Source organism: Streptomyces sp. R28, from assembly GCF_041052385.1.
Lineage (GTDB): Bacteria > Actinomycetota > Actinomycetes > Streptomycetales > Streptomycetaceae > Streptomyces.
The window spans coordinates 1,590,505-1,613,476 of record NZ_CP163439.1 but is presented as its reverse complement, the minus strand read 5'-3'; the positions used below and the strand labels follow the sequence as shown (position 1 = coordinate 1,613,476).

General features: G+C 70.7%; 18 protein-coding genes and 2 pseudogenes. 15 read left to right on the top strand and 5 right to left on the bottom strand.

Translation table 11 applies throughout. The annotated features are described in order from the left end of the window. The first annotated feature begins 85 nt into the window (after nt 1–85). The 5 genes from AB5J49_RS06900 (at nt 86) to AB5J49_RS06880 (ending at nt 5,752) form a co-directional block, all read left to right on the top strand. Entirely contained in the window at nt 86–2,524 is a 2,439-nt protein-coding gene (locus AB5J49_RS06900; RefSeq protein ID WP_369167552.1) for an FAD-dependent oxidoreductase, read from the top strand. Nucleotides 2,525–2,560: 36 nt separating this feature from the next. Then, a complete protein-coding gene (locus tag AB5J49_RS06895) occupies nt 2,561–3,421 on the top strand; it encodes a bifunctional methylenetetrahydrofolate dehydrogenase/methenyltetrahydrofolate cyclohydrolase (protein WP_369167550.1) in 861 nt (286 codons plus the stop codon). A gap of 359 nt (nt 3,422–3,780) precedes the next feature. After that, on the top strand, nt 3,781–4,539 hold the full coding sequence (locus AB5J49_RS06890; protein ID WP_369167549.1) for a hypothetical protein: 759 nt from the start codon (nt 3,781–3,783) through the stop codon (nt 4,537–4,539). Next, nucleotides 4,536–5,078, top strand: coding sequence for a histidine phosphatase family protein (locus tag AB5J49_RS06885; protein ID WP_369167548.1), 543 nt, complete (start codon nt 4,536–4,538; stop codon nt 5,076–5,078). The genes AB5J49_RS06890 and AB5J49_RS06885 overlap by 4 nt, the downstream gene beginning before the upstream one ends. A gap of 47 nt (nt 5,079–5,125) precedes the next feature. Further along, nucleotides 5,126–5,752 (top strand): YigZ family protein, encoded by a 627-nt coding sequence (locus AB5J49_RS06880; protein WP_369167547.1) that lies wholly within the window; start codon nt 5,126–5,128, stop codon nt 5,750–5,752. A 56-nt stretch (nt 5,753–5,808) separates the two neighbouring features. Here the strand turns inward: AB5J49_RS06880 and AB5J49_RS06875 are convergent, their stop codons facing one another. The 5 genes and pseudogenes from AB5J49_RS06875 to AB5J49_RS06855 all read right to left on the bottom strand — a co-directional run. Continuing rightward, a complete protein-coding gene (locus tag AB5J49_RS06875) occupies nt 5,809–6,888 on the bottom strand; it encodes a sensor histidine kinase (RefSeq protein ID WP_369167546.1) in 1,080 nt (359 codons plus the stop codon). Further along, a complete protein-coding gene (locus AB5J49_RS06870; protein ID WP_369167545.1) occupies nt 6,881–7,576 on the bottom strand; it encodes a response regulator transcription factor in 696 nt (231 codons plus the stop codon). Before AB5J49_RS06870 ends, AB5J49_RS06875 begins: the two co-directional genes overlap by 8 nt. Before the next feature lie 104 nt (nt 7,577–7,680). Beyond that, nucleotides 7,681–8,391: a VanZ family protein gene (locus AB5J49_RS06865; protein WP_369167544.1), complete on the bottom strand. Its 711-nt coding sequence runs from the start codon at nt 8,389–8,391 to the stop codon at nt 7,681–7,683. 134 nt (nt 8,392–8,525) lie between these two features. After that, nucleotides 8,526–9,251: a DUF4328 domain-containing protein gene (locus tag AB5J49_RS06860; RefSeq protein WP_369167542.1), complete on the bottom strand. Its 726-nt coding sequence runs from the start codon at nt 9,249–9,251 to the stop codon at nt 8,526–8,528. A 553-nt stretch (nt 9,252–9,804) separates the two neighbouring features. Next, nucleotides 9,805–9,960: pseudogene (locus AB5J49_RS06855) on the bottom strand (IS5/IS1182 family transposase); the annotation flags it as partial. 424 nt (nt 9,961–10,384) lie between these two features. Between AB5J49_RS06855 and AB5J49_RS06850 the strand changes: the two are divergent. From AB5J49_RS06850 to AB5J49_RS06805, 10 genes and pseudogenes are all read left to right on the top strand, one after another. After that, entirely contained in the window at nt 10,385–11,497 is a 1,113-nt protein-coding gene (locus AB5J49_RS06850) for a catalase family protein (protein ID WP_369167540.1), read from the top strand. Nucleotides 11,498–11,644: 147 nt separating this feature from the next. Further along, nucleotides 11,645–12,550: a LysR family transcriptional regulator gene (locus AB5J49_RS06845; RefSeq protein ID WP_369175066.1), complete on the top strand. Its 906-nt coding sequence runs from the start codon at nt 11,645–11,647 to the stop codon at nt 12,548–12,550. A 110-nt stretch (nt 12,551–12,660) separates the two neighbouring features. After that, a complete protein-coding gene (locus AB5J49_RS06840) occupies nt 12,661–13,830 on the top strand; it encodes a CaiB/BaiF CoA transferase family protein (RefSeq protein ID WP_369167539.1) in 1,170 nt (389 codons plus the stop codon). A gap of 27 nt (nt 13,831–13,857) precedes the next feature. After that, nucleotides 13,858–14,628: a crotonase/enoyl-CoA hydratase family protein gene (locus tag AB5J49_RS06835; RefSeq protein WP_369167538.1), complete on the top strand. Its 771-nt coding sequence runs from the start codon at nt 13,858–13,860 to the stop codon at nt 14,626–14,628. 27 nt (nt 14,629–14,655) lie between these two features. Continuing rightward, complete coding sequence (locus tag AB5J49_RS06830) at nt 14,656–15,411, top strand: acetoacetate decarboxylase (RefSeq protein WP_369167537.1); 756 nt, start codon at nt 14,656–14,658, stop codon at nt 15,409–15,411. Between the two features lie 16 nt (nt 15,412–15,427). Further along, nucleotides 15,428–16,405: pseudogene (locus AB5J49_RS06825) on the top strand (3-hydroxyacyl-CoA dehydrogenase NAD-binding domain-containing protein); the annotation flags it as partial. Next, entirely contained in the window at nt 16,402–17,637 is a 1,236-nt protein-coding gene (locus AB5J49_RS06820; protein ID WP_369167536.1) for an acyl-CoA dehydrogenase family protein, read from the top strand. The pseudogene AB5J49_RS06825 and the gene AB5J49_RS06820, both read left to right, overlap by 4 nt. 599 nt (nt 17,638–18,236) lie before the next feature. Then, the gene (locus tag AB5J49_RS06815; protein WP_369167535.1) at nt 18,237–19,550 is read left to right on the top strand and encodes a class I adenylate-forming enzyme family protein; all 1,314 of its coding nucleotides are present in this window, start codon (nt 18,237–18,239) and stop codon (nt 19,548–19,550) included. Between the two features lie 19 nt (nt 19,551–19,569). After that, on the top strand, nt 19,570–21,312 hold the full coding sequence (locus AB5J49_RS06810) for a DUF3556 domain-containing protein (RefSeq protein ID WP_369167534.1): 1,743 nt from the start codon (nt 19,570–19,572) through the stop codon (nt 21,310–21,312). Further along, complete coding sequence (locus AB5J49_RS06805) at nt 21,305–22,720, top strand: phytoene desaturase family protein (RefSeq protein WP_369167533.1); 1,416 nt, start codon at nt 21,305–21,307, stop codon at nt 22,718–22,720. The genes AB5J49_RS06810 and AB5J49_RS06805 overlap by 8 nt, the downstream gene beginning before the upstream one ends. Nucleotides 22,721–22,972 lie beyond the last annotated feature (252 nt).

The window sequence follows — 22,972 nt, the reverse complement described above, 5'->3', positions numbered from 1 at the left end:
TTGACACCCACCTGCACGGCAGGCACATTGAGTTGCGCAACCTGAGTCATGTTGCGCAGAAAGCAACTCAACCGGAGGTGCGGCGATGGCGGGACCCCGAGTGGTCATCATCGGAGCGGGAGTCGTCGGTGCGGCACTCGCGGACGAGATCTCCGCGCGCGGCTGGACCGAAGTGACCGTGGTCGACCAGGGCCCGCTCCCGGCCACCGGGGGGTCGAGCTCGCACGCCCCGGGTCTGGTCTTCCAGACGAACTCCTCCAAGACCATGACCGAGTTGGCCCGCTACACCGTCGAGAAGTTCTGCTCCCTCGACGTCGACGGCAAGCCCTGCTTCCTGCAGGTCGGCGGGCTGGAAGTGGCGACCACGCCGGAGCGCCTCACGGAACTGCGGCGCCGCCACGGCTGGATCACCGCCTGGGGCATCGAGTCACGGCTGCTGAGCGCCGACGAGTGCGTCGAGCAGCACCCGCTGGTCAACCGGGACAAGGTCCTCGGCGGCCTCCTCGTCCCGACCGACGGCCTCGCCAAGGCCGTCCTCGCCGTCGAGGCGCAGATCCGCCGGGCCACCGAGCGCGGCGTGCGCTTCCTGGCCCGCCATGAGGTCCTGGACGTCCTGCGTGCCGACGGCGCGGTGACCGGCGTCCTGACCGACCAGGGCGAGATCCCCGCCGACATCGTCGTGTGCTGTGCCGGCATCTGGGGCCCGAAGATCGCCCGCATGGCCGGCATGAACCTCCCGCTGACCCCGCTCGCCCACCAGCTCGCCTGGACCGGCCCCGTCCCGGCCCTCGCCGGCCAGACCGAGGAGGCGGTCCGCCCGATCCTGCGCCACCAGGACGCCGACCTCTACTACCGCGACCGCTTCGACGGCATCGGCATCGGCTACTACGGCCACCGCCCGATGCCGATCTCCGCCGACGACATCCTCTCCGTGGACGAGGCCGACCAGATGCCGTCGGTTCTGAAGTTCACCGAGGAGGACTTCGAGGACGCCTGGACCGAGACGCAGTCCCTGCTCCCCGCGACAGGTGAGGCGAAGGTGGAGGAGGGCATCAACGGCCTGTTCTCCTTCACCACCGACAACTTCCCGCTCCTCGGCGAGTCCCCGGACGTCAAGGGCTTCTGGGTCGCCGAGGCCGTCTGGGTCACCCACTCCGCCGGCGTCGGCCGGGCCATGGCCGAATGGCTGGTCGACGGGCACTGCACGTCCTTCGACCTGCACGAGTGCGACGTCAACCGCTTCGAGCCGCACCAACTGGCCCCGGAGTACGTGCTGGCCCGCGACTGCCAGAACTTCGTCGAGGTCTACGACATCCTCCACCCCCTCCAGCCCTCGGGCGACCCGCGCCCGATCCGCACCAGCCCCTTCCACCCCCGCCAGCAGGAGCACGGCGCCTTCTTCCTGGAGGCGAACGGCTGGGAGCGCCCGCAGTGGTACGAGGCCAACGCCCGCCTCGCCGAAGGCCGCAACATCCCCACCCCGGGCGACTGGGCGGCGCAGTACTGGTCGCCCATCGTCGGCGCCGAGGCCCAGGCCACCCGCGAGACCGTCGCGATGTACGACATGACGGCCCTCAAGCGGCTGGAGGTCAGCGGCCCGGGCGCGGCCGAGTTGCTGGAGCGCCTGTGCACCGGCAAGGTCGCCAAGTCCGTCGGCTCGGTCACCTACACCCTGCTCCTCGACCACGACGGCGGCATCCGCAGCGACATCACCGTCGCCCGCCTCGCCCGCGACCTCTTCCAGGTCGGCGCCAACGGCAACCTCGACCTCGACTGGTTCACCCGCCACCTCCCCGCCGACGGCACGGTCCAGGTCCGCGACATCACCCCCGGCACCTGCTGCATCGGCCTGTGGGGCCCGCTGGCCCGCAAGGTCCTGCAACCCCTGACGGACGAGGACTTCTCGGGCGACGGCCTGAAGTACTTCCGCGCCAAGCGCGCCTACATCGGCAGCGTCCCGGTGACCGCGATGCGCCTGTCGTACGTCGGCGAACTCGGCTGGGAGCTCTACACCACCGCCGACCAGGGCCTGAAGCTGTGGGACACCCTCTGGCAGGCGGCGGAGCCCCTCGGCGGCGTCATCGCGGGCCGCGGCGCCTTCAACAGCCTCCGCCTGGAGAAGGGTTACCGCTCCTTCGGCACCGACATGACCTACGAGCACGACCCCTACGAGGCCGGGGTCGGGTTCGCCGTCAAGCTCGACAAGGGCGACTTCATCGGCAAGGCGGCGCTGGAGCGCCGCAAGTCCGACGTGCGGCGCAGGCTGACCTGCCTCACCATCGACGACCCGCGGTCGGTCGTCATGGGCAAGGAGCCGGTGTACGACGGCGACCGCGCGGTCGGCTACGTCACCAGTGCCGCCTACGGCTACACGATCGGCAAGGGCATCGCGTACGCCTGGCTCCCCGCCGAACTCACCGCCCCCGGCACCACCGTGCACATCGGCTACTTCGACCAGCGCGTCGAGGCGGTCGTCGCCGAGGAGCCCCTGTTCGACCCCGCCATGTCCCGCCTCCGTGGCTGACACCCCGCGTCGACTCCGAGGGAAGGAACACCGCCGGTGAACGCACAGCTGCTCGACGGCAAGGCGACCGCCGCCGACATCCGCCGGGAACTGACGGAGCGCGTGGCCAAGTTGACGGCCACCGACGGCCGCCCGCCGGGTCTCGGGACGGTCCTGGTCGGCGACGACCCCGGCAGCCACGCGTACGTCGCCGGCAAGCACCGGGACTGCGCCCAGGTGGGCATCGCCTCCATCCGCCGGGACCTGCCCGCCGCCGCCTCGCAGCAGCAGGTCGAGGAGACGATCGACGAGCTCAACGCCGACCCGGCCTGCACCGGCTACATCGTCCAGCTCCCGCTCCCGCGCCACCTGGACGCGGGCGCCGTACTGGAACGCATGGACCCGGCCAAGGACGCCGACGGCCTGCACCCCGTCAACCTCGGCCGGCTCACCCTGGGCGTCGAGGCCCCGCTGCCCTGCACGCCGCGCGGCATCGTCGAACTGCTCCGCCGCTACGAGGTGCCCATCGCGGGCGCGCGGGTGTGCGTGATCGGCCGGGGCGTCACGGTCGGACGCCCCATCGGCCTGCTCCTCACCCGCCGCTCCGAGAACGCCACCGTGACCTTGTGCCACACCGGCACCAAGGGCCTCGCCTGGCACGTACGCGAGGCCGACATCGTCATCGCGGCCGCCGGCTCGCCGGGGCTGGTCACCAAGGACATGCTGCGCCCCGGCGCGGCGGTCCTGGACGTCGGCATCACACGCACCGAGCACGGGCTGGTCGGCGACGTGCACCCGGACGCGACGCAGGTCGCCGGATGGGTCGCGCCCATGCCCGGGGGAGTCGGCCCCATGACCCGAGCGATGTTGCTGGCCAACGTCGTCGAGGCAGCGGAGAGGAACGCCACCGCGGCATGAACGCTGCCGCAGGGCCAGCGGGGTCCGGCGGGCGTACGATCCCGAAGCCCGGCCGGTACTTGCCCCGCTTGATCCTCTGCTCGACCAGGCCGCGCCCCCAGGGCCCCGAGCAGACGGAGGGCGGTCGACGTGTGGACGTCGATCTCGCCGGATCCCGCTCTCGCTGTGCCACCCGATGTCCGAACTCCTGTCCGGGCGGGCCGGGGCGCAGTACCGTTCGGGCAGTGCGCACGGCAGGGGGGTGGCGATGCCCGGGTACGACATACGCGTCGCGCGCGTGAATGGGCCGTACGGCCATGGATGACCAGCGAACACCCGACAGACCCGAGGCGCGCCACGCTGACCGGAAAGCGGGCCGGATGGCTGCGGACGGCCGCGCGCCCGCCTACGCTCGCTCCGTGCTGCGCATCATCGACGCCCGAACCGGCGAGCCCGTCGACGCCGCGCCCGCCCGCCGGGGCCTGACCCGCATCGAGGCGCATACGGACGGCTTCGACGTCACCGCCCTACGCGTCCTGCTGGTCGCCGATCTCCTCGTCCGTGCCCTGGAACTCGGCGGTACGCCGGTCTGGGCGCTGCTCGACGAGGACCGGCAGAGGTCGGAACTCCGGGCCGGCGCCGCGGCGCTGGGCATCCGGCCCTTCGAGGAAGGCCGGGACGCCGCATCGGGCCTGGGCGAGGCGCAGGTCCTCCACGTCGTCCGCGAGGGCGGCGCGGAACCCGACGGCGTACGGGTGGCCGTCGCGCCCGTGCACTCGGAGGCACCCCCCGAGGAGGCCGACCCCGTCGCCCTGCGCCTCGCGCTGCTCTCCCGGCGCCGGAGCGTGCCCGAACGGCTCGACGCGACCGCCCTCGGCGAAGCCCACGACACGCTCGTCGGCTGGCGCCGTGCCGTCGCCGCGTGGGCGCAGCAGCCGTCGCGGCCCATCCCCGACGAGGTGCGGACAGAGCTCCGTACCGCCTGGGAGGACGACCTCGACGTCCCCGGGGTGCTCGGCGTCCTGCGCTGGGTGGAGACCGCCCCGGACCTGCCGGACGGCGCCCGCTTCGAGACGTACGCCTACGCCGACCGCTTCCTCGGCCTCGACCTCACCCGCGACCTGGGAACCCCGGCATGACCGCGCGCATCGGAGCGGGCCCGCTGCGCCGCCTGGTCGTCCTGCGGCACGCCAAGTCCGCCTGGCCGGACGGCGTCGCCGACCACCAGCGCCCACTCGCCCCGCGCGGCCACCGGGACGCCCCGGTCGCGGGCCGGATGCTGGCCGAAGCCGACTGTCTGCCGGACCTCGCCCTGTGCTCGACCGCCGTACGCGCGCGTGAAACCTGGGAACTGGCCGCCGCCCAGTGGGGCACGCCGCCGCCGGTGCGCCACGAGCCGCGGCTGTACGCGGCGGACGTACCCGACCTGCTGGAGATCGCGCACGAGGTGCCCTCCGAGGTCGACACGCTGCTGCTGGTCGGGCACAACCCCGGCCTGGAGGAACTCGTCCTCGAACTTGCCGGGGACGGCCTGGGCGACGCGCTGGACCAGGTCCGTACGAAGTTCCCGACATCGGCGATCGCCGTACTGGCCTGGCACGGCCCCACCTGGCGGGCCCTCGCACCCGGCACGGCACTGCTGACGGGCGTGATGGTGGCCCGGGGCAGGAAGAAGTGAGCGCCTCCCGCGCGGGTGGCCGCGGGCGCTGCGCATAGGCTGGCCGGATGCAGGACGAGTACCGCACAGTCGCCCACGCGGGCGTGCACGAGACCGAGGTCAACCGCTCACGCTTCATCTGTGCGCTCGCCCCGGCGGCCACCGAACAGGAGGCCCAGGACTTCCTCGCCGCCATCCGCAAGAAGCACGCGGACGCCACCCACAACTGCTGGGCCTACGTCATCGGCGCGGACGCCGCGATCCAGAAGGCGAGTGACGACGGCGAACCGGGCGGCACGGCCGGCGTCCCCATGCTCCAGATGCTGCTGCGCCGCGACATGCGGTACGTCGTCGCCGTCGTCACCCGCTACTACGGCGGCGTCAAGCTCGGCGCGGGTGGGCTGATCCGGGCGTACGGCGGAGCGGTCGGCGAGGCGCTGGACACGCTCGGCACCATCACGCGGCGCCGCTTCCGGCTGGCCACGGTGACCGTCGACCACCAGCGCGCGGGCAAGGTGCAGAACGACCTGAGGTCGACCGGGCGCGAGGTACGGGACGTGCGGTACGGGGAGGCGGTCACGATCGAGATCGGTCTGCCGGACGCCGATGTGGAGGCGTTCCGGGCGTGGCTCGCGGATGCGACGGCGGGGACGGCGGGGTTCGAACTCGGGGGAGAGGCGTACGGGGACGCGTGACGGGCGGAGCGCCGGCGCGGTGGCGGCCTCGCCGGGGCCCGGGGCGAGGACGATGCCTACGGTGTGCCGGGAAGCCGGACCGTGACGAGGAGACCGCCGGTGGGGCGGGGGACGAGGGCGAGGCTCCCGTCGTGGGTGCGGACGATGCTGTGCACGATGGCCAGGCCGAGGCCGACGCCGGCGTGCTCGTCGGTGCGTACGCGTTCCGTTCCGCGCTGGAAGGGTTCGGTGAGGGTCGGTAGCAGTTCCGGTGGGAGCCGAGGGCCCGCGTTCTCGACCCGCAGCACGCTCGTGTCGCCGTGCGCCTCGGTGTGGACCGTCACGGTGCCGCCGACGGGGAGGTTGTGGACGACGGCGTTCTGCACGAGGTTCGTCACCATCCGCAGCAGAAGCTCCGCGGAGCCGCTGGTCCGTGTCGCTGCGCCGGTGACGTCGAGCGTGATCCCGCGCTGTTCGGCGAGGGGGAGCAGGGTTTCGGCGGCCTCTTCGGCGACGAGGGAGAGGTCGACGCTCTCGCGGGTGAAGTTCCCGCGGTCGCTGCGGCTGAGCAGCAGGAGGGCCTCGGTGAGGTCGATCGCGCGCGTATTGACAGCCTGCAGGCGTTCGAAGAGTTCGTCCTGGTCCCGCGTGGGGTCCCTGCGGGCGACGTCGAGCAGCGTCTGCGAGATGGCCAGCGGGGTGCGCAGTTCGTGGGAGGCGTTCGCGGCGAACCTCTGCTGCTCGGCGACGTGCGACTCGAGTTGTTCGAGCATGGTGTCGAACGCGTCGGCGAGTTCACGGAATTCGTCCTGGCGGCCTTCCATGCGGATCCGGTGGGACAGCGATCCGTTCCCGGCCGTCCGTGCCGCGGCGGTGATCCGGGTGAGCGGTGCGAGCATCCGGCCGGCGAGGATCCATCCCCCGACGAGGCCGAACACGAGCAGGAAGACCATCGCCCAGGCCGCGGCGGGGGCGAAGGTGTGCACAAGGAGGTAGCGGTTGGGCGAGATCCCGAGCAGGCCCTGGGAGTTGTCGGGTACGTAGCGCAGGATGAACTCCCACACCACTGCCAGCAGCAGAGCGCCGGCGACGGCGAGGAACCCGGCGTAGCTGAGGGTGAGTTTCAGTCGGGCGCTGAGCCCGGGGCGTCTACGCATGCGTACCGCCGGGGCGGGTGGTGTCGGGGCCGGTGTCGATGCGGTAGCCGACGCCCGGCACCGTGGCGATGATCCACGGTTCGCCGAGCCGTTTGCGCAATGCGGAGACGGTGATGCGCACGGCGTTGGTGAAGGGGTCGGCGTTCTCGTCCCAGGCCCGCTCCAGCAGCTGTTCGGTGCTGACGACCCCGCCTTCGGCGGCGACGAGGACTTCGAGCACCGCGAACTGTTTGCGGGTGAGCGCGACGTAGCGTCCGTCGCGGAAGACCTCCCGGCGGAAGGGGTCGAGGCGCAGGCCCGCGATCTCGCGGACCGGGGGCCGGGCGTATGCGCGCCTGCGGTCGAGCGCCCGCAGCCGCAGCACGAGCTCCCGCAGCTCGAACGGCTTGGTGAGGTAGTCGTCGGCACCGAGCTCGAACCCGGAAGCCTTGTCGTCGATCCGGTCGGCGGCGGTGAGCATGAGGATCGGGATGCCGCTCCCGGAGGCGACGATGCGCCGGGCGATTTCGTCGCCGGAGGGGCCGGGGATGTCCCGGTCGAGGACCGCGAGGTCGTAGGAGTTGACGCTGAGCAGCTCCAGGGCCAAGTCGCCGTCGCCGGCGATGTCGGCGGCGATCGCCTCCAGCCGCAGACCGTCACGGACGGCTTCGGCCAGGTAGGGCTCGTCCTCCACGATCAGTACGCGCATGTCGGAAGCCTAAGCAGCACAACATATCGCTGACGTATGCACGGACGTGTGCAAGGACGTCTGCAAGGACCTGTGCAAAGACGTGTGCACACCGGACACGCGACTCAGCCCGCCGGTGCCGGCGCGGGGCGAGGCTGGGCCGACGGCGCTTCCACAGAACTGCGCCACCAGCGGCGCGACGCCAGCGCGGCCAGCACGGCGCCGGCGGCGTTGACCAATACGTCGTCCACGGAGGACACCCGGTCGAGGCGCAGGACGTACTGTGCGGTTTCGACCAGGACCGAGCAGCCCGCCCCGAGCGCCAGGATCCGCGGTACGGACGCAAGCGCAGCGAACCGCATCGGGGCGAAGAACCCCAGCGCCGCGAAGATCAGCAGGTTGCCGACGATCCCGAGCGGGCCCATCGTGACCAGATCCCGCAGCGGTACCAGGCTCACCCGGGCGGGGACGGTGCCGGCCCCGGCGCCCGGCATCATCGTCAGCCACACGAGCGGCACCGTCCCGTGCACCATGCCCACCTCCGCCAGCGACTTGCGCCACGCCCACGCCGATGCGACTCCGGCGGCACGCCGACGGCGCGCCAGCGCCCACACCACCAGCGCGGCCAACGGCAGCGCGACCAACGTCATGAGCACCACCCCGTTGAACGTGTCGAAGCAGCCGTGCCACCGCCCGGCCATGCACCTCGGAGCGGACATCATGAGCGGCCGCCGCACGACGAACACGGCGCTCGCCACGCCGAGGATCGCCAGGCTGAGGAGCACGATCCTGCGCGTGCGTCGCGGCGGTGCTGACAGCGATACGTGGTGATTCATGCCCTCATTGGAGCCGGAGGGCCGTTGCGGTGGAGTATGCGATTTTCGATACACCCGCGATACACGGAAATCCCCGGCATCAAGGAACTGGCGTTCCGGGCCGACGTACCCGGGCCCGTCCCGGGCCAGGGGCCTCAGGCCGACGTGTCCTTGACGACCGCGGGCCGGTACGGCCCGTCAACCGCCTTGAGCCGCTGCATGGCGGTCAGCCGGACGGCGAAGTACACCGCGGCAGCGGCGGCGACGATGTGCAGCACGTCGGCGGCCATGTACTGCACCACCCCGTCCCTGATCTCCGTCAACGTCTCGGCGTCCTTGTATTTCGTCCCGGCGTACCGATTGAACAGGACGCTGAAGGCGAACAGAGCCCACCACAGGTTCACCGGCCAGGTCCGCGCCCGGTACCGCTCGCCCTCGGCCGGCAGCGGAGTGGCGGCCCCCCACATTTCGAGGGCGATGCGGTACGGCATCCAGAGGTTCGCCAGCGGAATGAGCCAGGCTCCAACGGCCCACCCGGGGCCCCGGCGGAACTGGTCCGGCGCCAGAAGCCCGGTGTTGCGGCGCATCCGGAAAAACCAGACGACGAATACGATCGCGGCGGGCAAGTACACGATGACCTGGTATCGCCCGGCCGTCTCGTACAGCGAGGAAGCGGCTTCCAGTTCCTGCTGCGAAGCCGTGACGAAGCCGCCGTCCGCGTCGATGGCCGCCCGCAGCCGAAAACCGGCGAACAGGCTGAACAGGTCACAGAGGGCAACCAGAGTGAGTCCCCCGGCGGCTGCGGCCAGGAGACCGAGAGACGATGCGGGCGCCCGTGCGGGCAGCAGAGGAAGCGGACGTGGATCACTGGATGCGGACATGGCGAGGGGCCCCCACGGACGAGAAATGAAAAGGTCCGCGGACCAACACGCGGCCGAGGCACGATACGTCGCCCGCATGCGCCCCGTCCATGACAATCCTGCGGCACGCAAGACTTCGGCATCGGCCGGCAGGCGTTGGTGTGGCGGGCGTTGACGGCGAGCCCCGTGCTGGTTCTGTGCTGGGTCCTGCGAGGTTCGTGTCGATGGCGGCGGAGAGCGCTCTGACGAGGTGGGCAGCTCGTTCTGGCGGCCTGGAACTCGGGTCCGCTCGCCATGGGTGCGAGGAGATCCTCTTGAAGTTGTCCACCGGGAGGCTCTGACCTGCGGCGAGACCGCTGAACCCGTCGCTGGCCTGGGCTGATCCATCTTTCTGGATCTTTCAGATTCCCGCCGGGTTACGCAGCCGATTCTCCCCACGCGCTCCCCAGCGCCGCCGGTACTCCCCTGCTTTACGGGTCTGCGGGATGGGGGCGTTGAATGCGGATTGCCCGGGTGCCGGTGTGGGTGGGTTGGGGCCAGGTGTGGTGTTCGGCCCGTTTGAGCCGGTAGTTGTTCGGCGTTGTGGACGGCTGTCCCAGCGGTAGGCAGTCCATGCTCGGCGGATCCGGCTACGCACGATGATGATCGTGTCGGCGAGGTCGAAGAACGCGTCGATGACCTGGCTCCGGGGTTCGTAGCAGAGGGCGAGCCGGTAGAAGGCGTTCCGCCACTTGGCGGAGTCGAAGCTCTGCACGGCACAGACGTTCTGGATCTCTTACGGACCTGTCACGGAGCCGGCCTGTGTTTCCTCATGCGACGCACTCCTCTCGGAGAGGAATCTGGGCGTACGAGGACTCGGCTGGTGCGAGGACTTGCCGGCTGGTGCGGGATGCGCGGCTGGGGCGAGGCACGCGACCGGCACGGACTGGTCGGGTCGCGTCGGCCCGAGTTCTGGAGCGAGCGTTCCATTCAGAGAGGTCTGCGTCTACCGGCGGGTAGAGAAAAGACCGAATGGAGGCGGCCCGGAGCCGCTCCGCTCCGTCCGGCATGGTTGCGATGGCCTCGCGTGTGATTCATCACAGTCAGTTACGTTGTGCACAATTGAATTGCTGTCTACCGTCTGGGTTGGACATCATCCACAGGGAGGCAGCACCATGAATCCCGTCCGCTACGAGGACTACCGCCCCACCGAACGTCCGACGTACCAGCAGGAGTTGGACGACGTCGTCGCGCAGGTCGCGCAGCGCACCCGCGCCTCGTTCGAGCGCGAGGCCGTCGGCCGCGCAGTCCGCACCGCCCATGGAAAGACGTACGGCCTCCTCAAGGCCACCGTCACGATCGGTGACAACCCGGGCGTCCACGGCCAGGGCATCTTCGCCCGGCCCGCCGTGTACGACGCCGTGGTCCGCTACTCCAACGGCCTGGGCCATCAGCGCCCCGACCATCAGCTGGGCGCGGCGTGCGGGATGGGCATCAAGCTGTTCGGGGTTCCCGGCCCCTCACTGCTGGACGACGAACGAGACAGCGGCACCTTCGACCTCAACCTCATCAACAACGAGGTCTTCTTCGCGAACACCGCCTACGACTACATGGTCATCGAGGAGCTGTTCGCGGAGCTGCCCGAGGCCTTGGTGAACCCGGCCCGCCGCAAGACCTGGATGGCGGAGTTCCTCACCCGCCGGGGCACGCTCACCGACCCCGACAACTGGCTGTGGGACGAGCTGTTCGCCATGCTGTCGTTCACCACCGTCCCGCGCCGGAACCTGTTGTCGTACACCTACAACAGCATGGGCGCCTTCCGGTACGGCGACCACATCGCCAAGATCCGTACCGTGCCGACGGCCCACTCGCTGGCCTCCCTCACGCACCAGATCGTGGACGTGCGCGCGGACAACGAGGCCTTCCGTCGCACCCTGGTCGTCGAGGCGGCGGAGCGGGAGCACTCCTTCGAGCTCCAGGTGCAGCTCAACACCGATCCGGCCCGCATGCCGGTGGACAACACCTCCGTGAAGTGGCCCGAGGAGCTCTCCCCGTGGGTGACGGTTGCCCGGGTGGACCTCCCGCGCCAGGACATCGGCGGGGACGACAACCTCGTGGCCGCCGACTCCACGTCGATCACACCGTGGCGCTCACGCGAGGAGCACCGGCCCCTCGGCGAGATCCAGCGGGTCCGGCAGGAGGTCTACCGGCGCTCCTCCATCGAACGGCACCGCATCAACGGACAAGAGCGTCGCGAACCGTCCGGCAGTGCGGAACTGCTCGGCTGAGCCGCCGCCCGAGCCCCTGCCGGGACGGCCGGCCCGCTCGTCGCGGCGCGACCCTTGTGGCGGGCGGGTCCGGAGTGGCAAGGGCCGCCGTCTTCGGCGCCCTTGCCGCCAGGGCCAGTTGACCTCGGTAGGGTGGCGGTCGTGGACATGCTGCACCTGCGTTACTTCGTCGCCGTGGCCGAAGAACTCAACTTCTCGCAGGCGGCACGCAGACTGCACATGGCAGCCTCCCCGCTGAGCCAGCGGATCAAGGATCTGGAACGCGAGCTCGGTCACGAGCTGTTCGAGCGCACCACCCACCGGGTCGACCTGACACCGGCGGGCGCCGCCCTGCTGCCGATGGCGCGCGACATCCTCGAGCGGGTCAGCGCCATCCCGTGGCGGCTGGGCGAGGCGGTACGCCCGCGGCTGGACCGGCTGTTCATCGGGATGCCTGCCGGGGTGCACCCGCTGCTGCGGGAACGGGTGCTGATGCTGGAGGACGCCTGTCGGGAGGTGTGCGAGCTCAAGCGCTGGCCCGGCACATCGGCGGACCTGGCGGACGCGGTGCACGACGGACGGCTGGCGATGGCGCTGGCCCGGTTGCCGGTCTCCGACCCGGCGCTGGAGATCATCGAGGTGATGCACGAGCGGCTGGGGGCCGCGGTGCCGGCCGACCAGTTCGCGGGGCGGGAGTCGGTCACCCTCGAAGAGCTGGCCGATCTGTCCTATGTGGCCGTGCCGTACGACGCCACCCCGGCCTATTTCGAGGAAATCGACGCCCGGCTGAATTCGATGAGCGTGAAGAAAAGAATCCGCATCAACATGGCGGATTACGCGGGCACCTCGGAATTGATTTCCTCGGGTATCGCTTTCTCGATGACCATGCTCTCAGCGGAGAGCCCGATGCACCTGTACCGGCTGGACAACGTGGCCGTACTGCCCGTCGACGGCTTCCAACCCGACCTGACCACAGGACTGTTGTTCCGTCGGGACCGGGCAGGTGACGGCGGCGACCTGAGCGGCATCGCGGCCCGCGCGCGACAGATCTTCAGCGAGGTCATGTCCGTCTGACCGCTGCGGTCATACCCGTGTTCGCCAGTTGATCATTCCCTCTGAACTCGTTCACGCATAACGTCGGCGGTGGAAACATTCGCCATGAAATTACTGCGTGAACAGGAGTGATGATGGACATCACGGCCGCCGGCTCCACCGGACCGTTGGACGGCGTACGGGTGATCGATCTGTCCACGGTGGTGATGGGGCCCTACGCGACGCAGATCCTGGGCGACCTCGGGGCCGATGTCATCAAGATCGAGTCGCCGTCCGACACGGTACGGGTGGGCCCCTACCGCACCACACCCGGCATGACCCCGCTCAACCTCAACGTCAACCGCAACAAGCGCAGCGTGGCGTTGAACCTGAAGGACGACACCGACCGGGCACGGGCCCTGGAACTGATCGACAGCGCCGACGTACTGGTCACCAACATGCGCCCGGGCGCGCTCTCCCGCCTCGGCCTCGGCCACGCCGACGTCGCCGCCCGCAACCCGGGCCTGGTCTACGCCCACGCCCAGGGCTTTCGCAGCGACTCCGACCGGGCCGGCAACGCCGCCTACGACGAGACGGTCCAGGCCGCTTCCGGCCTGGTGGACGTGGCCGACCGAGCGCTGGGCACCCCGGCGTACCTGCCGACGATCATCGGCGACAAGGTCTGCGCGCTGACCATCGTCTACACGGTGCTCGCCGCGCTCGTCCACCACTCCCGCACCGGCACCGGCCAGTACATCGAGATCCCGATGACGGACACGCTCATCGCCTTCAACCTCGTCGAGCACCTGGCGGGCCATGTCTTCGAGCCGCCGGAGGGCCCCACCGGGTTCCCGCTGTCGATGAAGCGGGGCCACCGCGCGGTACCCACCAAGGACGGCCTCGCCTGCGTCATCCCGTACAACCCGCAGAACTTCCGGGACTTCTTCCGCGCAGCCGGCCGCGCCGACCTCGCCACGGACTCGCGCGTCAACGGCGAGTCCATCGCCGATGCCGACGTCGACGCGCTGATGGAACTGGTGGGGGAGTGCTCGCCGAGCCTGACCACCGAGGAGTGGGCATCGGTCTGCGCCAAGCACAGCATCCCGATGGCCCCCGTGCTCGAACTCGACCGGGCCGCCGAGGACCCCTATGTGCGGGGCGGCCGACTGCTCGACGTGGTCGACCACCCCAGCGAGGGCGCCATCCGCTCGATCGGCATCCCCGTACGGTTCTCCGCCACCCCGGGATCAGTGCGCAGGCTCGCCCCGCTGCCCGGTCAGCACACCGACGAGGTCTTCCGGGAACTCGCCGCAGGCCGCTGACCCACCGTCACCCAAGGGACCCACACCATGCACAGCACCACCGAGGTGCGGACCGAGACCATCGGTTCCACCCTGCTCATCACCATCGACCGGCCCAAGGCACGCAACGCGGTCGACGCGGCCGTAGCCGCCGGACTGTCCGCGGCCCTGGACCACCTGGAGGCGGACCCCGCTCTGCGGGTCGGCGTACTCACCGGCGCCCAGGGCACGTTCAGTGCCGGGATGGACCTCAAGGCCGCGCTGGCCGGCGAATCGCCCGAGATCCCGGGGCGCGGCTTCGGCGGTCTCACCCAGGCCCGCACGACCACGCCGCTGATCGCCGCCGTCGAGGGCTGGGCCATGGGAGGCGGCTTCGAACTGGCCCTCGGCTGCGACCTGATCGTGGCCGCCGCCGACGCCCGCTTCGGCCTCCCGGAAGTCAGCCGCGGGCTGATCGCGGCGGGCGGCGGAGTGATCCGGCTGCCCAAGCGCATCCCGTACCACCTGGCGATGGAACTGCTGCTGACCGGCGAGCCGATCTCCGGCGAACGCGCCGGACACCTCGGCATCGCCAACCACGTGGTCCCGGCCAAAGAGACCGTCGCCACCGCACTGCGACTGGCCGAGCGGATCGCACAGAACGCCCCACTGGCTCTGGCTGCCGTCAAGGAACTCGTCCGCACCGCCGACGGCGCCCCGGAGGAGGCGGCGTTCGCCGCGCAGACGCAGGTGATGGTCTCCCTCGCGGCCTCCGCCGACGTACGCGAGGGCATGACCGCCTTCACCGAACGCCGCCCCCCGGTCTGGCAGGGCCGGTAGGACCAGGACCCCGAGGGAGAACACACCATGAACCAGCAGGACGTGCCCCGGCACATCGCGACGCCGCTGGCCAACCCGGCCTATCCACCGGTCGTGCCGCGTTTCACCAACCGCGAGTACCTCAACATCGTCTACCGGACCGACTACGAGGCACTGCGCGCGGTGGTACCCGAACCGCTGGAGATCGACGAGCCTTTGGTGCGCTTCGAGGTCATGCGCATGGGCGACGTCAGCGGATATGGGCCGTACACCGAGTCCGGCCAGGCCATCCCGGTCCGCTACGAGGGCGAGCGGGGCGAGTACCTGCACGCGATGTACCTGGACAACCTCCCGGCCATCACGTCCGGCCGTGAGGCGGGCGCCTATCCCAAGACGGCCGGGTCGCCCGCCCTGTACGTCGACCACGGTGCGCTGGTCGGGGTCCTCGACGTCGGCACCCTGCGGGTGGCGACCGCGACGATGGGCTACAAGCACTACGAGTTGTCGGTCGAGGAGGCCGTGGCGCAGGTCGCTGTGCCGACCTACATGCTGAAGCTGGCCCCGGGATTCGACGGGGCGCCGCAGGTCGCGCAGCTGGTGCGCACCGAGATCACCGACGTCACGGTGAAAGGCGCCTGGACCGGCCCCGCCCGGCTGGAGCTGTTCGCCCACGCGCTGGCGCCGCTCGCCGATCTGCCGGTCCGCGAGGTCGTCTCCGCCAGCCACATCCTGACCGATCTGACCCTGGCGCAGGTCAAGCCCGTCCACGACTACCTGGCCCAACCCGCCCGCCTCGCACGGTGAGCACGACCGGGCCACGGACGCAGAGAGAAGACATGTGATGACCAAGCCCTTCACCGCCGCCGCGGTCGTCGGCGCCGGCACGATCGGCCTGTCCTGGGCCGCGCTCTTCGCCGGCCACGGGATGCGGGTACGGATCACCGACCCGCGGCCGGACCTGGCCGACGCGGTCGCCGAGGCAATCGATCAGGCCGTCGGCCATCTGTCCGCGCAGGGCCTGGACGTGAGCGGCCTCGCCGAGCGGGTGCACATCGCCGACGACCTCGCCGACGCGGTGCGCGACGCCGACGTCGTGCAGGAGAACGGCCCGGAGAACGTCACCTTCAAGCGGAAGCTGTTCAGCGACCTGGTCGCCACCGCCCCCGCGCACGCGCTACTGCTCAGCTCCTCCTCGGCGATCCCCGCCACGGAGTTCACCGACACCATCGAGGACGTCGGCCGCATCCTGATCGGCCACCCCTTCAACCCGCCGCACCTGATCCCGCTGGTGGAGGTGGTGCCCGGAGAGCGCACCTCGAAGGAGAGCGTGGACCGGGCCGTGGAGTTCTACCGCTTCGTCGGCCGGGTCCCTGTCGTCGAACGCAAGGAGATCCCCGGCTTCGTCGGCAACCGCCTGCAGAACGCCCTCAGTCGGGAGGCGATCTACCTCGTCGAGCAGGGCGTCGTCAGCCCGGCGGAGCTGGACACCGTGATGGTGAACTCCCTCGGGCTGCGATGGGCGACGGTGGGGCCGTTCCTCGGTGCGCACCTCGGCGGCGGCCCCGGAGGCTACCGGCACATGGCCGAGCACATCGGCGTGTCGATGCAGAAGATGTGGGACTCGCTCGGCCGCCCCGAGCAGAGCCCCGACCAGACCGAACGACTCGTCGCGGCCGTCGAGGACGCCTACGGCTCCCGCTCCTACGCCGACCTCAGCCGGGAACGCGACGCCCAGCAGATCGCCGTGCTGTCCGCCCGGGACAGCGCCACCAGCATGAAGAAGGAGACCCGCTCATGACCGCCGTACTGTCCGACAAGGGTTCCAGGAAGGCTTCCGACTTCGCTTCCGCCGACGAGCGGTTGGCCGCGGACTTCTACAACGTCGAGTCGCTGCTGCCGCCGCACGAGCGGGAACTGCTGCTGCGCGCCCGGGCGTTCATGCGCAGCGAGGTCAAGCCGCTGGTCAACGAGTACTGGGCCAAGGGGGAGTTCCCCCACGAACTCATCGGCAAATTCGGCGAACTCGGACTGGCCGGTGTCCCCTACGAGGGCTACGGCGATCCCGCACCGGCCGGAAGCAATCTGCTGGTCGGCATGCTGTCGATGGAGTACACCCGCACCGACGCCTCCAGCGCCACCTTCTTCGGCGTGCACAGCGGTCTGGCGATGTACAGCATCTACCGGGGCGGCGACCAGGAGCAGCGGGACCGCTGGCTGCCCGCGATGGCCGCGCTGGACACCATCGGCGCCTTCGCGATGACCGAACCGCTCGGCGGCTCCGACGTCGCCGGAGGCATGCGGACCACCGCCCGCTGGGACGGCGAGAACTGGGTGCTCAACGGCGCGAAGCGGTGGATCGGCAACGCGACGTTCGCCGACCTGGTGGTGGTCTGGGCCCGTGACGAGGCGGACGACAAGGTCAAGGGCTTCGTGGTGGAGAAGGGCACCCCGGGATTCTCCCCGGTCAAGATCGAGAACAAGATCGCGTTCAGGATCGTGGAGAACGCCGAGATCACCCTGACCGACGTCAAGGTGCCCGAAGCCAACCGGCTGCAACGCATCGACTCCTTCCGCGACGTGGCGGAGATCCTCCGCGCCACCCGCAGCGGAGTCGCCTGGCAGGCCCTCGGCGTGATGATCGGCGCCTACGAGCTGGCGCTGGACTACGCCAAGCAGCGCCGCCAGTTCGGCCGCCCGATCGCCCGGTTCCAGATGGTGCAGGACCTGCTGGTCAAGAGTCTCGGCAACATCACCGCCTGCTGGGGCATGCTGGTCCAGCTCGCCCGGCTGCAGGACGCGGGTGTCTTCCGCGACGAGCACTCATCCTTGGCGAAGGCTTTCGTCACCTCACGGATGCGCGAAGTGGTGGGGTGGTGCCGGGAGATCTTCGGCGGCAACGGCATCGTCCTCGACTACGACATCGCCCGGTTCTTCGCCGACGCCGAGGCGATCTACTCCTTCGAGGGCACCCGCGAGATGAACACCCTCATCGTCGGCAAGGCCGTCACCGGCGAGAGCGCCTTCGTCTGACAGCCGCTCCCACAGCCCCGCGCCGGCTCCGAGCGCAGTGTTCCTCGGGGTCGGCGCGGACCAGTGTGCACACGCTGCCACGGCCGGAGGCGCACTCGTGTAGGCCCGGCCGGGCGGGTTTGGTGCTCGTACTGCTTCGGCCCCGGAGTTGCGCTCGTGCGTGCCCGGCCACGTTCCGCCGGTGCCCGGGAGCCCCGCTCGTGCCGCCTCGGCCGGAGCGGAGCGCCTCGACGCCGACGCGCGTACGCGCGTACCGGGGCCGCCCGAAACCCGGCCTGTGCGCAGCGCACAAGTGCCGCCCTCAGCCTCGTCGCCCGCGCCCATGGGCCCGGAGCACCGCCGATTCGTACCGTCTCTCCTCACGCACCGGACATCCGTCCCGCCTTCCCCCGGGACGCGCACCCCGTCCGGCCGACGTCCGTCGACGCACTTCGAGGAGCCGACATGCACATCGCGGAACTGCCAGACCTGCGGGCTCGGCAGGACACGGACGGTCCCTGCATCACTGACGATGTGTCAACTCTCGGCAATATGGCGTTCCTTCGCCGGATCCGGCAAGCTACGGCGGCCTGCGGGCGCGGGGCGTCGGACGCGGCGACGTGGTCGCGCTGCTGCTGCCCAACACGGTGGACTTCGTCGTCGTACTGTTCGCCGCCTGGCGGCTCGGCGCGGTGGTGACCCCGGTCAACCCGGCGCTGACCGAGCCCGAGGTGCGCCACCAACTCGGCGACGCGGATGCCATGGTGGTCGTCACCGCCGAGCCGTCGCCGCTCGCCGGGGCGGTCACGGTGGCGGAGTTGGCCGCCGGGCCCGAAGACACGGCCGCACCGAAGACGGACGCGGACACGCTTGCCCTGCTGATCTACACCAGCGGCAGCACCGGGCGCCCCAAGGGCGTGATGCTCGACCACGCCAACCTCGCCGCCATGGCGGGGATGATGATCGGCGCCGCCCGGCTGTCCGAGACCGACCACAGCCTGCTGATCCTGCCGCTGTTCCACGTCAACGGGATCGTGGTCGGCGTGCTGTCCCCGCTGCTGGCCGGCGGACAGGTCACGGTGGCCGGACGGTTCCGGGCCGAGACCTTCTTCGACCAGGTCGCCACGGTCCGCCCGACCTGCTTCTCCGCGGTCCCGGCGATCTATGCGATGCTCACCGAACTGCCTGACACAGCCTCGCCCGACACGTCCTCGGTGCGGTTCGCCGCCTGCGGCGCGGCTCCGATGCCCCCGGCACTCATCGAGCGGTTCGAGCGCCGCTACGGCATCCCCATCCTGGAGGGCTACGGCCTGTCCGAGGGCACGTGCGCTTCCACCACCAACCCGCTCGACGGCCCGCGCAAGCCCGGCACGGTGGGACTGCCGCTGCCCGGCCAGCAGGTCGCCGTGATGGACCCGCAGGGCCGGATCATGCCGGCCGGAGCGACCGGTGAGGTGGTGGTGCGCGGGCCCAACGTGATGCGTGGCTATCTGGGCCGCCCGGAGGAGACCGCCCGCACCCTGGTGGACGGCTGGCTGCACACGGGCGATGTCGGCCGTCTCGACGAGGACGGCTATCTGATCCTGGTCGACCGCATCAAGGACATGATCATCCGGGGTGGGGAGAACATCTACCCCAAGGAGATCGAGACCGTCCTCGGCGACCACCCCGATGTCCTCGAAGCCGCCGTGGTGGGCGCCGCCGACGAGCGGCTGGGCGAGGTACCGGTGGCCTTCGTGGCCCTGCGCACGGGCGCGACCGCGGACACGGGCGACCTGCTGGAACACTGCCGGACCCGGCTGGCCAGGTTCAAGGTGCCCACCGGGATCACCCTCGTCGACCGGCTGCCGAGGAATCCCGTCGGCAAGACGGACAAGCCCGCACTGCGGGCCAGGACCGCCGACGTCACCACCGCCTTCACCACGGCCGGCTGAGCGGGAACGGGAGGCAGTCATGGGGTTCCTCGCACCGAACACGGCGGACATCGACGTACAGCAGTGGCGCACCCGCCCCTACCACCAACGCATCAGGCCGCTGGCCCAGCACTGGGCCCTGCACGGCTTCGGCACCCCCGGCATCGTGCACCTGCTGTACCTGGTGAAGATCACCGCATACGCCCTCGGCGGCATCGCGGTCGTCTCCGCGACCCCCGGCGTCGGCGGCATCACGGACTTCGGTTCCTGGTGGGCGGAGCCGATCGTCTATCAGAAACTCGTCGTCTGGACGCTGTTGTACGAAGTCCTGGGCTTCGGCTGCGGCTCGGGTCCGCTCAGCTCACACTTCCTGCCGCCGGTCGGCGCCTTCCTGCACTGGCTGCGCCCGGGCACCGTACGGCTGCCTCCGTGGCCGGGCAGGATCCCGTTCACCTCCGGGACGCGGCGTACGGCCGCGGATGTGACTCTGTACGCCGCGCTGTTGGGAGCGGCGGTGTGGCTGCTGTGCTCCCCCGGCGATGCGGGCGCGGGCGGCGTGCCGGCTCCGTGGCGCGTGGCCGTGCTCGCGGTGCTGCTCGCCCTGCTCGGGCTGCGTGACAAGACCGTGTTCCTCGCCGCCCGCGCCGAGCACTACGGGCTGACGCTGCTGATCTTCCTCTTCCCGGTGACCGACCAGACCGCCGCGCTGAAACTGGTCATGCTCGCCCTGTGGTGGGGCGCGGCGTCCTCCAAGCTCAACCGCCACTTCCCGTTCGTGGTGGCGGTGATGATCAGCAACAGCCCGCTGCGCCCGGCCTGGTTCAAGCGCCGCCTGTACCGCAACTACCCCGACGATCTCAGGCCGTCCGCTCTCGCCGCCGCGGCCGCGCACGGCGGCACGGTCATCGAGTACGTGGTGCCCCTGGTCCTGGTGCTGTCCCACGGCGGGACCGTCACCACGATCGCCCTGACCGTGATGATCGTCTTCCATCTGCACATCATGTCGACCTTCCCGATGGGCGTGCCGCTGGAGTGGAACGTCTTCTTCATCTACTCCGCGCTCGTCCTCTTCGGCCACGAGGCCGCTGTCGGCGCCTTCGCCCTGCACTCCCCGCTGCTGGCCGCGGTGCTGGTAGTGAGCCTGGTGGTGGTCCCCGTGCTCGGCCACGTCCGCCCCGACCTGGTGTCGTTCCTGCCCTCGATGCGCTACTACGCCGGCAACTGGGCCACCAGCCTGTGGTGCTTCCGCAAGGGCACCGAGCACCGGCTCAACGAGTACATCGTCAAAGCGTCCGCTCTGCCCGTCGACCAGCTCACCCGCCTGTACGGCACCGAGGCCGCCGACCTCGTGCTGCACCAGGGGCTGGCCTGGCGTGCGATGCACAGCCACGGCCGGGCACTGATCGGGCTGTTGCCACGGGCCGTGGACGACGTGGAGTCCTACGATGTGCGGGAGGGCGAGATGGTGGCGGGAGCGGTCCTCGGCTGGAACTTCGGCGACGGCCATCTGCACAACGAGCAGCTGATGGCCGCCGTACAGCAGAGGTGCGGCTTCGCGCCGGGCGACCTGCGCGTCGTCCTGCTCGAGTCCCAGCCGACGCACCGCGGGCGCCAGCACTACCGCATCGTGGACGCGGCGACCGGTCTGATCGAGGAGGGCTACGTGAACGTACGGGAGATGGTGACCCGCCAGCCCTGGCTCGACGACGAGACACCCGCGATCCCCGTCGAACCCGCCCGGGCACCGCGACCGGCGACCGAGGTGGCGGCCGCGCATGAGTGACGCGATCGTGGTGGGGGCCGGCCCGAACGGGCTGCCCGCCGCCGTCGCCCTGGCCCAGCGAGGCCTGAAGGTGACCGTCCTGGAGGCCGCCGACGAGATCGGCGGAGGCACCCGCACCAGCGAGCTGACTCTGCCCGGACTGCTGCACGACCACTGCTCCGCGGTCCACCCGCTGGGCGTCGGCTCGCCGTTCCTGCGGACCCTCGGCCTGGAACGGTACGGCGTCGAGTGGGCGTGGCCCGAGGTCGATCTGGCACACCCGCTGGACGGCGGGCGGGCCGGGGTGCTGGTCCGCTCCATGGAGGCGACCGTGCGCGGACTCGGCGCGGACGGCCCGGCCTGGCAGCGGCTGTTCGCCCCGCTGGCCGCCGACTTCGACGCGCTGATCGAGGATGTGCTGCGCCCGGTTCCTCATCTGCCCGCCCACCCGGTGGCACTGGCCCGCTTCGGACTGAGGGCGCTGCAGCCGGCCACGGCCCTGGCCCGGCGCTGGCGCACCGAGGAGGCCAGGGCACTGTTCGCGGGAGCGGCGGCGCATCTGATGTATCCACTGACAGGGCCGGCCAGTTCCGCGGTCGGGCTGATGCTCATCGGCGCCGCCCACCGCTTCGGCTGGCCGGTCGCCCGCGGCGGATCGCGGACCATCACCGACGCGCTGGCCGCACTCCTCGCCCAGCTCGGCGGCACCATCGAAACGGGCGTACAGGTGGACTCCCTGGCCCAACTCGCCCCCGCCCGGATCGTCATGCTCGACACCGCGCCCGGCGCGGCGGCCCGCATCTGCGGCGACCGGCTGCCCGGCCGGGTGCGCCGGGCCTACCAGGGCTGGCGGCACGGCCCGGCGGCGTTCAAGGTGGACCTCGCCGTCCAGGACGGCATCCCCTGGACCCATGAGGCATGCCGCCGCGCCGGCACCGTGCACCTGGGCGGCACCATGGAAGAGGTCGTCCGCACGGAGGCGCAGACCGCCGGTGGGCGGATGCCCGAGCGCCCGTTCGTCCTGGTCGGCCAGCAGTACCTGGCCGACCCCGGCCGCTCCCGCGACGACGTCCACCCGGTCTGGGCATACGCGCACGTCCCGCACGGTCACCCCGGCGACGCCACCGAGGCGGTGCTGCGCCAGATCGAGCGGTTCGCGCCGGGCCTCAGGGAGCGGATCGTGGGCCTTGCGGTGCGCTCGACGACCGAACTGGCCAGCTACAACGCGAACTTCATCGGAGGTGACATCGTCGCCGGCGCCAACACCGCACGGCAGGTCACGCTGCGCCCCCGCCTGGCCGCCGACCCCTACAGCACCGGCATCCCGGGCGTCTACCTGTGCTCGGCGGCCACCCCGCCCGGCGCCGGCGTGCACGGCATGTGCGGTGCGAATGCCGCCCGTTCCGCGCTGCGGTACCTGGCCCGGTGAACGGCCCCACGCAACAGTCGGCAGGCGAGGCACCCGATCCGGTCGTCCTCGCGGCCCAGGTCGTGCAGGCCAACCGGGACGAGTTCATCGCCAAAATGGTCGCCACCACCGAGGCGGAGATATCCCAGCTGGAACACGACGAACCGCTGCACGGACTCCTGGAAGCCAGCATCACCGAGAACATCGTCACCGCCCTGCACGTGATCATCAACCGTATCGACCCGCTGACCGTGGACGCACCCGCCTCGGCCA

Bases quoted from the DNA above. Each gene is read 5' to 3' on its own strand.
- AB5J49_RS06830 (WP_369167537.1), top strand. From the start codon at position 14,656: ATGAACCAGCAGGACGTGCCCCGGCACATCGCGACGCCGCTGGCCAAC.
- AB5J49_RS06850 (WP_369167540.1), top strand. From the start codon at position 10,385: ATGAATCCCGTCCGCTACGAGGACTACCGCCCCACCGAACGTCCGACG.
- AB5J49_RS06890 (WP_369167549.1), top strand. From the start codon at position 3,781: ATGGCTGCGGACGGCCGCGCGCCCGCCTACGCTCGCTCCGTGCTGCGC.
- AB5J49_RS06885 (WP_369167548.1), top strand. From the start codon at position 4,536: ATGACCGCGCGCATCGGAGCGGGCCCGCTGCGCCGCCTGGTCGTCCTG.
- AB5J49_RS06900 (WP_369167552.1), top strand. From the start codon at position 86: ATGGCGGGACCCCGAGTGGTCATCATCGGAGCGGGAGTCGTCGGTGCG.
- AB5J49_RS06805 (WP_369167533.1), top strand. From the start codon at position 21,305: ATGAGTGACGCGATCGTGGTGGGGGCCGGCCCGAACGGGCTGCCCGCC.
- AB5J49_RS06820 (WP_369167536.1), top strand. From the start codon at position 16,402: ATGACCGCCGTACTGTCCGACAAGGGTTCCAGGAAGGCTTCCGACTTC.
- AB5J49_RS06880 (WP_369167547.1), top strand. From the start codon at position 5,126: ATGCAGGACGAGTACCGCACAGTCGCCCACGCGGGCGTGCACGAGACC.
- AB5J49_RS06835 (WP_369167538.1), top strand. From the start codon at position 13,858: ATGCACAGCACCACCGAGGTGCGGACCGAGACCATCGGTTCCACCCTG.
- AB5J49_RS06810 (WP_369167534.1), top strand. From the start codon at position 19,570: ATGGGGTTCCTCGCACCGAACACGGCGGACATCGACGTACAGCAGTGG.
- AB5J49_RS06870 (WP_369167545.1), bottom strand. From the start codon at position 7,576: ATGCGCGTACTGATCGTGGAGGACGAGCCCTACCTGGCCGAAGCCGTC.
- AB5J49_RS06865 (WP_369167544.1), bottom strand. From the start codon at position 8,391: ATGAATCACCACGTATCGCTGTCAGCACCGCCGCGACGCACGCGCAGG.
- AB5J49_RS06875 (WP_369167546.1), bottom strand. From the start codon at position 6,888: ATGCGTAGACGCCCCGGGCTCAGCGCCCGACTGAAACTCACCCTCAGC.
- AB5J49_RS06840 (WP_369167539.1), top strand. From the start codon at position 12,661: ATGATGGACATCACGGCCGCCGGCTCCACCGGACCGTTGGACGGCGTA.
- AB5J49_RS06860 (WP_369167542.1), bottom strand. From the start codon at position 9,251: ATGTCCGCATCCAGTGATCCACGTCCGCTTCCTCTGCTGCCCGCACGG.
- AB5J49_RS06845 (WP_369175066.1), top strand. From the start codon at position 11,645: ATGCTGCACCTGCGTTACTTCGTCGCCGTGGCCGAAGAACTCAACTTC.